Annotated in this window: 3 protein-coding genes and 1 pseudogene; all 4 read right to left on the reverse strand. The window is 39.3% G+C overall.

Going from position 1 to position 1,370, the window contains the following annotated elements; translation table 11 throughout:
• Positions 1-422: pseudogene (locus tag BO26_RS18470) on the reverse strand (S-type pyocin domain-containing protein); the annotation flags it as partial.
• A 95-nt stretch (positions 423-517) separates the two neighbouring features.
• Positions 518-775: a bacteriocin immunity protein gene (locus BO26_RS18475; RefSeq protein ID WP_036774085.1), complete on the reverse strand. Its 258-nt coding sequence runs from the start codon at positions 773-775 to the stop codon at positions 518-520.
• On the reverse strand, positions 772-993 hold the full coding sequence (locus BO26_RS23740) for an HNH endonuclease signature motif containing protein (protein WP_051691060.1): 222 nt from the start codon (positions 991-993) through the stop codon (positions 772-774). The genes BO26_RS18475 and BO26_RS23740 overlap by 4 nt, the downstream gene beginning before the upstream one ends.
• The gene (locus tag BO26_RS24535; protein WP_420864716.1) at positions 960-1,244 is read right to left on the reverse strand and encodes a hypothetical protein; all 285 of its coding nucleotides are present in this window, start codon (positions 1,242-1,244) and stop codon (positions 960-962) included. The genes BO26_RS23740 and BO26_RS24535 overlap by 34 nt, the downstream gene beginning before the upstream one ends.
• Positions 1,245-1,370 lie beyond the last annotated feature (126 nt).

Here is a 1,370-nt window from a genome sequence, read left to right on the forward strand (position 1 = left end):
TGCGTTTCTGTTACACCATAATCCTTTAATGCTGGAGTTATCACATTAAAGTCTCTATCAAGAGCCGCTCGTAAGTCCCTTGAGTCCTGCTCTATTTGATGTGGAGTATTCCTCCCTCCATAAGTAGCACTGAGTTTTTGATGTATTTCTGCCGGAATAATAATGGCAGCAACATCTTTAGTTGCTTCATTTAATTCAGCAGGAGATACATTTAGATATAACCTCTTCAATTTAGCCCTAACCGCAGCCGCCGAAGGCATATGATCAGCATGCGTTCCATTCCTCAGTCGCCCCGCAAAGTTTCTATACAAATCTACTTCAAACAATTTCACTGGCGGTTTACTCAAATACACATACACCGGCGGCATATTCGGGATGGGAAGTACCAGAATATAATCGCGAAAATCCTTTTCTTCCGGCATCGGGAGCGATTAATGCCAGTATGATAGTTGTGAGGTATTAATCTTGTCCGTGATAAAAAGGATTATAAAAATCCTTTTTATCACTTACTCAATCGCTATTTTTTAAAACCCGGCTTGCCGCTTTTGGCTCGCCATTCTTTTATCACTTTAAGCACACCTCCAGGACTATCTTCAACTCCATTTTCTGAGTAAAAAATTAGTCCATTTCGTCTGGGATGCTCGGTAATTATCTCAATATGTTTTACTAAACTGTGATATTCGTACTCAGTTTTACATTCACCATCGAAGATTTTATTCAGCAGAACTAAAAATTCAGCTTCTGTATAATCTTCCAACTTATTTTTCAAATTCATCCCACTTTACCCCCTTTATTAGTATGTATTTTTATATGCCGCTTCGGTGTCAATATGCGCAGATTATCCATGTTATAAACCTCACCACCTTCATGAATTGGTTTAACATGATGAATCTCAAATACTTCCCTACCTCCAACCTGCTCTTCAGGAATTGTATATGGAGAATAACCTTCAGGTACGTTTATCGCATTTGCTCTTGTGAATTGTTTAGACAATTCCGGATCATTACCAACCTCTTTCCAAAATGCCTTTCTGAAATCATCAAAGCTATTAAATCTCCTCTCCTCCCTCGCAACTTATCCGCTATCTGACTGGGAATTGGTGCTCCCATACCTTGTCCGGCGCGACTTAACCAATCACCTTCAACTTTTTGTTCCCGACCCGTTATCACTCCCGGTTGGTTCCGGGGAATATTAAACATCACATAAACTGGTTTCATGCCTGAACCGGCGGGAAAGACCAGAATATAATCACGAAAATCCTTTTCCTACGTTACAGGCAGCGATTTAATATCGCTATCCACTTTACCCAAGACAAATAATTAGAAATCACACTTCACTCAAATTTTTTTAAAAGTTATATTACTCACCTT

Source organism: Photorhabdus australis DSM 17609 (assembly GCF_000711895.1).
In the GTDB taxonomy this organism is placed as follows: Bacteria; Pseudomonadota; Gammaproteobacteria; order Enterobacterales; family Enterobacteriaceae; genus Photorhabdus; species Photorhabdus australis.

Bases quoted from the DNA above. Each gene is read 5' to 3' on its own strand.
- BO26_RS18475 (WP_036774085.1), bottom strand. From the start codon at position 775: ATGAATTTGAAAAATAAGTTGGAAGATTATACAGAAGCTGAATTTTTA.